Source organism: Pedobacter sp. 01T416_2, from assembly GCF_056398925.1.
Window position 1 is genome coordinate 1 of the sequence record NZ_JBFTQI010000272.1, and the last position, 7,034, is coordinate 7,034.

9 protein-coding genes and 1 pseudogene are annotated in these 7,034 nt (G+C 37.6%); all 10 read left to right on the forward strand.

The features are described from left to right. Window positions 1–144 (forward strand): class I SAM-dependent methyltransferase (locus AC1DPQ_RS13030; protein WP_477609646.1); only part of this gene is annotated, 144 nt, incomplete at its 5' end. Beyond that, window positions 141–938, forward strand: coding sequence for a type IX secretion/gliding motility protein PorT/SprT (porT, locus tag AC1DPQ_RS13035; protein WP_477579621.1), 798 nt, complete (start codon window positions 141–143; stop codon window positions 936–938). The genes AC1DPQ_RS13030 and porT, both read left to right, overlap by 4 nt. 89 nt (window positions 939–1,027) lie before the next feature. Then, window positions 1,028–1,786: an SDR family oxidoreductase gene (locus AC1DPQ_RS13040; protein WP_477579619.1), complete on the forward strand. Its 759-nt coding sequence runs from the start codon at window positions 1,028–1,030 to the stop codon at window positions 1,784–1,786. Window positions 1,787–1,897: 111 nt separating this feature from the next. Further along, window positions 1,898–2,344, forward strand: a complete 447-nt coding sequence (locus AC1DPQ_RS13045) for a GatB/YqeY domain-containing protein (RefSeq protein WP_057932770.1) — start codon at window positions 1,898–1,900, stop codon at window positions 2,342–2,344. A 183-nt stretch (window positions 2,345–2,527) separates the two neighbouring features. Beyond that, window positions 2,528–3,292 (forward strand): alpha/beta fold hydrolase, encoded by a 765-nt coding sequence (locus AC1DPQ_RS13050; protein ID WP_057932771.1) that lies wholly within the window; start codon window positions 2,528–2,530, stop codon window positions 3,290–3,292. Further along, complete coding sequence (locus AC1DPQ_RS13055; protein ID WP_029274088.1) at window positions 3,293–3,955, forward strand: CBS domain-containing protein; 663 nt, start codon at window positions 3,293–3,295, stop codon at window positions 3,953–3,955. 9 nt (window positions 3,956–3,964) lie between these two features. Next, entirely contained in the window at window positions 3,965–4,846 is an 882-nt protein-coding gene (locus AC1DPQ_RS13060) for an NAD kinase (protein WP_477609642.1), read from the forward strand. A gap of 2 nt (window positions 4,847–4,848) precedes the next feature. Next, complete coding sequence (gene porG, locus AC1DPQ_RS13065; protein ID WP_477609644.1) at window positions 4,849–5,646, forward strand: type IX secretion system protein PorG; 798 nt, start codon at window positions 4,849–4,851, stop codon at window positions 5,644–5,646. A 19-nt stretch (window positions 5,647–5,665) separates the two neighbouring features. Continuing rightward, a complete protein-coding gene (locus AC1DPQ_RS13070) occupies window positions 5,666–6,406 on the forward strand; it encodes an isoprenyl transferase (RefSeq protein WP_029274091.1) in 741 nt (246 codons plus the stop codon). A 149-nt stretch (window positions 6,407–6,555) separates the two neighbouring features. After that, window positions 6,556–7,034 (forward strand): annotated as a pseudogene (locus tag AC1DPQ_RS13075) (outer membrane protein assembly factor BamA); the annotation flags it as partial.

Sequence of the window (7,034 nt, forward strand, 5' to 3'; positions counted from 1 at the left end):
GCTTATACCTATTTGCCAGAATCGGTAGCAGCTTTTCCCGACGGAGAAGATTTTACCAACCTGATGGAAAAAGTTGGCTTTAAAAGTACCAAACAAAGAATTTTAACGTTTGGAATAAGTTCGATATATGTAGGAACCAAATGATCAGAAAATTAAGCCTCATTCTTTCACTTTTTATGATTTCTACAAGCGCCTTTGCTCAAAATTGGGGCGGTGGAATAGATGATGAAGATTGGAGTTTTGGTTTTAATTTCCAATATATCTCAGCCGAATACAAAATTCTTAAAAAGCAAAATTGGCGATCGCCTTTTTATGAGGTGCCAAATTCTCTGGATCCTTCTTACGATCCGAATTCGGGCATTCCGGTTACCTCAACATTAAATTCTATTTCTAGCCCACCATCGCAAGGTTTTGGGTTGGGTTTTGTAATGAACAGAATGATCTCTGATAACTTCGATATCAGGGCAACGCCGTCCCTTATTTTTAGTGATAGGATAGTAACTTACGAGTATGAACCTATGGCGCCGATCAACGTAGGCAATGGGCAAACGAAAAACTTTCAAACCGTAGTTGAAAGAAAAGTTCAGGCAACCATGTTCGAATTTCCATTAGGCCTAAAGGTGAAGTCGAACCGGATGAATAATTTTAGGGTATATTGGTTAGGCGGCGCTAAATATTCAATAGATATAGCTTCGAAAAAGAAAACTTTCGATGAAGGCGAAACACCGGTAAATAAGTTTTTAAAAAATCAAAGAAATTATCTGTCGTACGAAACAGGTATTGGTTTCGACATTTACTTTGAGTATTTTAAAATGTCGCCCGAAATAAAACTCTCCTATTCGACCAACGATTTGCTTCAGCACGACAATACGGTTTATGCCAATCCGATAGATAAGTTGAAATTACGTCAATTAACATTCAGTTTGATTTTTCAATAGTCCTGCAATCCAAAAAAACTTACCTTTGTTGGTGTAGGTAAATCAAAGATGTTATCTTAAAGAATTACCGAGACTTAAAATTCATAAAAATGTCTAAAATCGCATTAATTACAGGCGCAACTTCTGGTATTGGCGAAGCTTGTACACATACATTTGCTCAGCAAGGTTACAATCTGGTATTATTGGCCCGCAGAGAAGATCGGTTGGCAAAAATTGCCCATCATTTAGAAGACAAGTATGCCATTACCATCAAACAGGTTTTTGCCGATGTTCGCGATAAAGAAAGTCTTACCGCTGCTTTAGAAGTTTTGCCAACAGAATGGAAAAAGGTTGATGTTTTGATTAACAATGCGGGCTTAAGCCAGGGTTTAGATCCGATTGATAAAGGCGATACCAACGATTGGGACACCATGATTGATACGAATGTAAAAGGTTTGCTTTATGTAACCAAAATTGTTTCCAACTGGATGATACCAAACCAATCCGGCCATATTATTAACATTGGTTCTATTGCCGGGAAAGAAGTTTATCCAAATGGAAACGTATATTGTGCCAGCAAACATGCTGTTGATGCTTTGAGTAAAGGTATGCGTATCGATTTATTGCCCCACGGCATAAAGGTTACCGAAATTAATCCGGGCATGGTAGAAACCGAATTTTCGGTGGTGCGCTTTAAAGGTGATGAAGACCGGGCAAAAAAAGTATACGAAAACCTGGAGCCGTTAATTGCCGACGATATTGCAGATGCCATTTGGTATGTAGTAAGCAGGCCAAAACATGTTAACATTAACGACATGCTGATTATGCCTACCGCACAGGCTACAGCAACAATTATAAGTAGGGGTTAACTGTTTAAATTGTTTAAACTGGTTAACTGTTGTGAATAGCAATGGCATTTAACAGATTAACCTTATAACAATTAACCACTTAACCCCTGGAACGATTAACCAATTAAAGAAATGATATCAAACACAATAGATCAGGAAATAAAAAAAGCCATGTTGGCTAAAAACAATGCACAGTTAAGAGGTTTAAGAGCAATAAAGGCAGCTTTACTTTTAGCTAAAACAGAGAAAGGATCTTCAGAAGAAATTACGGAAGAAACTGAACTTAAAATTCTTCAGAAACTGATTAAACAACGCCGCGAATCTGCTGATATTTACAAGCAACAAAATCGCGAAGATTTGTATCAGGTAGAAGAAGAAGAAATTGAAGTGATTAGTCAGTTTTTGCCAAAACAGTTAGATAGGGCAGAGGTTGCTGCAATTATTGAGGCTGTAATCAAACAATCTGGTGCTACATCGGTTAAGGATATGGGGAAGGTAATGGGCATGGCAAATAAGGAACTTGCAGGTAAAGCCGATGGTAAATTAATTGCTGAGATTGTTAAAGAAAAACTAGCTTAATTTAAGGCTAAAAGCAGAAAGACTAAAGCTTAAAGCGCATTTATCGCTGGTCGCTAGTTGCTTACCGCTTTACAAAGGGCGTTTTTATACCGTTTTCGATTTTATTTCAGAAAAATGGCATAGAAATGCATAAATTTAATTTTACTCTACTAACTTAGTAGCACAATACCATCTAGAATATATATGACCTACCCGATAATAGAAGAAGACGGATTTAAATACATCGAAGCTGGAACAGGCGAAACACTGGTATTGCTACATGGCCTAATGGGCGAACTAAGCAATTGGGAACTGGTTATAGAACAGTTTAAAGATCGCTATCGTGTAATTATTCCAATTTTACCAATTTACGATTTGCCTATTTTAACATTGGGCGTAAAAGCATTGTCGAGATATCTTCATCGCTTTTTAAAATATAAAAATTTAAACCAGGTAGTACTTGTTGGTAATTCGCTTGGTGGCCATGTGGGTTTGGTATTTACGGTTGCCCATCAGGAATTTGTTAAAGCCTTGGTACTAACAGGTAGCTCTGGTTTATACGAAAATGCTTTTGGAGGTTCTTTCCCGCGGAGAGAGAGCTACGATTACATTAAGGAAAAAGTAGAGTTTACTTTTTACGATCCTGCAACTGCAACCAAAGAACTCGTTGATGATGTTTTTAAAACGGTTAACGATAGATCGAGGGTTATTAGGATTTTAACTATGGCTAAATCGGCAATACGCCACAACATGGCTAAAGAACTGTCGAAAATTACCATACCGGTTTCTTTAATCTGGGGTAAAAATGATAAGGTTACGCCTCCAGAAGTGGCAGAAGAATTTCATGAATTGTTGCCGAATTCGGAATTAAATTGGGTTGATAAATGTGGGCATGCGCCTATGATGGAACATCCGGAAATATTTAATGCATTTTTAGAGAAATTTTTAGATAGAATATTGTTAAAATAAATGTTTGCAGCAGAAATCATATCAGATGCAATTCCATCACTAAGGGCCGATGACACGGTGCAGAAAGCTTTAGATCGTATGAACGATTTTAAACTAAAGCATTTGCCGGTTGTTAACGAGGTAACTTTATTGGGGCTGGTTTCTGAAGATGATTTACTAAATATTGATAATCACGATACACTTTTAAGCGATAGTGCGGTAAACATACTTAATGTTTTCGTGTTGAGTAACGTACATACTTATGATGTAATCAGGTTATTGAGTCAGTTAAAATTGACAGCTGTTCCGGTTTTAGATCAACAGAAAAATTACCTGGGTTTAATTTCGATCAATAACATGGTAAATGCCGTGGCCGAACAGTATGCTGTAAATGAACCTGGAGGAATTATCGTTTTGGAAATCAGTAACCGCGATAATTCTCTGGCACATATTGCACAGATTGTTGAAGCCGATAATGCACAGGTGCTCTCTTCTTACGTGAATTCTTTCGAAAATTCTACACGTTTAGAAGTAACGCTCAAAGTAAATAAAACAGAAATTACTTCATTGGTAGCTTCTTTCGAAAGATATGATTATCTGGTTAAAGAGGTATACAATAACACGCAGATTGATGATGGGTCGCAGGAGCGTTACGATTCTTTCATGAACTATTTAAATGTATAAACCTACTTTATGAGGATTGCAATTTACGGGAGARATTTTAATGACACGGTTTTGCCCTACGTTCAAGAGGTTTTTAATCATTTAGCCGAGCATCATATCCAGCCGGTTTTATATTCAAAATTTAAAACATCCCTTCATGGCAAAATTAAGTTGCCTGCCAATACGATTATTTTTCATAACCATAGCGAACTAAAAGRCCTTGCCGATGTATTGTTGAGCTTAGGAGGCGATGGTACCTTACTGGATACCTTATCGTTAATCCGTAATTCGGGCATACCCGTAATAGGAATCAATTTTGGCCGGTTGGGTTTTCTCGCCAGCATCAACAAAAATGAAATAGGATCGGCGCTAAAGGCCTTAATTAACGGAGAATATACCTTAGATTCCCGTTCTCTTTTAACTTTAGAATCGGATAATGGCCTGTTTGGAGAAGAGAATTTTGCACTGAATGATATTACCATTCACCGCCGCGATAATTCTGCCATGATGATTATCCATGCCTCAATGAACAATGAGTTTATTAATTCTTATTGGGCCGATGGATTGATTATTGCAACCCCGACGGGATCAACCGCTTACTCATTAAGCTGTGGTGGCCCGATTATTTATCCCGATTCTGAAAATTTTGTAATTACGCCTATTGCACCGCATAACTTAAATGTAAGGCCGGTGGTTGTACCAGATGATAATAAACTCTCTTTTGAGGTAGAAGCACGCGAATCAAAATTTCTGGTTTCTTGTGATAGCCGAACTGTCACCGTAGAGCGTTCAGTAAAAATTAGCATAAAAAAGGCAGATTTTTGTGTAAATCTTATCCGCCTTAACAATGAAACCTACTTAAACACGTTAAGAAATAAATTATTATGGGGCATTGATACCCGTAACTACTAAGTATGACGCCAACCAAACCTCTCTTAATTCTCCTCTTCTTTATCTTTAGCGGACAAATTCTTCGTGCGCAAGAAGGCACCTGGGAAGTTGGGCTAATGGGTGGAGGAGCAGGTTACATGGGCGATCTCAATCAAAATAATCCATTGCAAATTAGCGGACTCTCAGGCGGTGCTTATGTAAAACGTAACTTTAACCAATATTTGGGCGCTCGCTTAAATTATACTTACGGACAAGTTAAGGCAGATGATGCTAATTCTAGTAATGAACAGTTCCGTGAAAGAAACCTCCGTTTTAAAACATCAATGCACGAGTTTAGCGGGCTGATCGATTTTAATTTTTTTAACTTCAGTATAGGTGGCGGAACCAGACAATTCACTCCCTACCTTTTTACTGGTGTTGGTTTAGTTGTTTTTAAACCTACGGTAAAAATTGATGGTGAAAGATACCGGTTAGATCGACTCGCAACCGAAGGGCAGGAAAATGGTTACAATAATGCTGTTTTAACTATCCCATACGGATTAGGGCTCAGGTATAATTATAAAAATACCTGGAGTGTTTTTACTGAACTAGGTTACCGGACACCACTTACCGATTATATTGACGATGTAAGCGGCCGCTATCCGGTTAATCCTGTAATAGTTGGAAATGGCCAAAATCAGGTCAATTTATCCGATCCTTCACGCTACCAAATCGGACAAGCGGGTACCCAAAGAGGCGATTTTAGAAAAAGGGACACTTATCTATTTGTTAGTGTTGGCATATCTTTTACCTTTGTATCCTCAAAATGCTATTCCTTTTAAGCTGATTTTGACATAATTAATGGGATTTAAAGAACAAATAGACTATAGCCGCCTGCCAAAGCACATTGCCGTAATCATGGATGGTAATGGAAGATGGGCAAAAGGCCAGGGTAAAGTGCGGGTTTTCGGACATGAACAAGGTGTACTTTCTGTAAAAGACATTGTGGAAGGTTGTGTGGAAGTAGGTATCGAGTACCTCACTTTGTATGCTTTTTCTACAGAAAATTGGAACAGGCCTAAAGAAGAGGTAGATGCATTAATGCAGATTCTGATTTCTACCATCAACAAAGAAACCGAAACACTTAATAAAAACAATATTAAACTGAATGCCATTGGTAATATTGCATCTTTACCTCAAGAATGTATAGATGATTTAAAAGAAGCCATGGAAAAGACTGCCCATAACGAAAAATGTACTTTAACATTAGCGTTGAGCTATAGTGCAAAGTGGGAAATTTTGGAGGCCGCCAAAAAAATTGCATCAGCTGTGAAAGATAATACGATTTCTTTGGATGATATAAACGAAGACCTGTTTTCATCTAAACTAACAACTGTAAATATACCCGATCCTGAACTCATGATCAGGACCAGTGGCGAGCACCGTATCAGCAATTATCTGCTTTGGCAAATGGCTTATACCGAGTTTTATTTTACTGATGTTTTATGGCCGGATTTCAGACGAGAAGATCTTTTCGAGGCTATTGTAGACTATCAAAAACGCGAACGCCGTTTTGGTAAAATTAGCGAACAATTAAACTAATTTTTCTTTTAACACTTTTTAACAAGCGTTTAAACTAACTTAGCACCACTTTTATACGATAAATGAAACCATAATAAGGGAACAACGTAAAGAAATTTTGCTTTATAAAATATCGTTACCTTTTGGCCATTACTGAACAATTAATTTTAATGAAAAGAATATTTCAAGTTTTAATCCTACTAGTTTTAGCCGCTCCGGCCTTCGCTCAAGTACGTCCACAAGGTCAGGCACCGGTAACCCCTTCTTTAAAGGTTGGTGGCTTAGATCTCGATTATTTTAGTCCAAAAGAATATATCATTGGTGGTACCACGGTAACCGGAACCCAATATTTAGACAAAGAAGTATTAATTACCTTATCTAAACTAACTAAAGGCGATAAAATCGTGCTTCCCGGCGAGGCAACTTCTGATGCGATTAAAACGCTTTGGGCGCAGGGATTGTTTGATGATGTTAAACTTAATATCGAAAAGTTTGTTCAGGATTCGGTTTATTTTGAAATTGAAGTAGTTGAGCGCCCGCGTTTAAGTTCTATCGATTTAAAAGGTATCCGTAAATCTGAAAAAACTGCAATTCAAGAAAAGCTAAATGATAAAACAGGTAAAATCGTAAACGATAACCTGTACAACAC

Coding starts and splice junctions, on each gene's coding strand:
- porT (WP_477579621.1), top strand. CDS start 141: ATGATCAGAAAATTAAGCCTCATTCTTTCACTTTTTATGATTTCTACA.
- AC1DPQ_RS13040 (WP_477579619.1), top strand. CDS start 1,028: ATGTCTAAAATCGCATTAATTACAGGCGCAACTTCTGGTATTGGCGAA.
- AC1DPQ_RS13045 (WP_057932770.1), top strand. CDS start 1,898: ATGATATCAAACACAATAGATCAGGAAATAAAAAAAGCCATGTTGGCT.
- AC1DPQ_RS13050 (WP_057932771.1), top strand. CDS start 2,528: ATGACCTACCCGATAATAGAAGAAGACGGATTTAAATACATCGAAGCT.
- AC1DPQ_RS13055 (WP_029274088.1), top strand. CDS start 3,293: ATGTTTGCAGCAGAAATCATATCAGATGCAATTCCATCACTAAGGGCC.
- porG (WP_477609644.1), top strand. CDS start 4,849: ATGACGCCAACCAAACCTCTCTTAATTCTCCTCTTCTTTATCTTTAGC.
- AC1DPQ_RS13070 (WP_029274091.1), top strand. CDS start 5,666: ATGGGATTTAAAGAACAAATAGACTATAGCCGCCTGCCAAAGCACATT.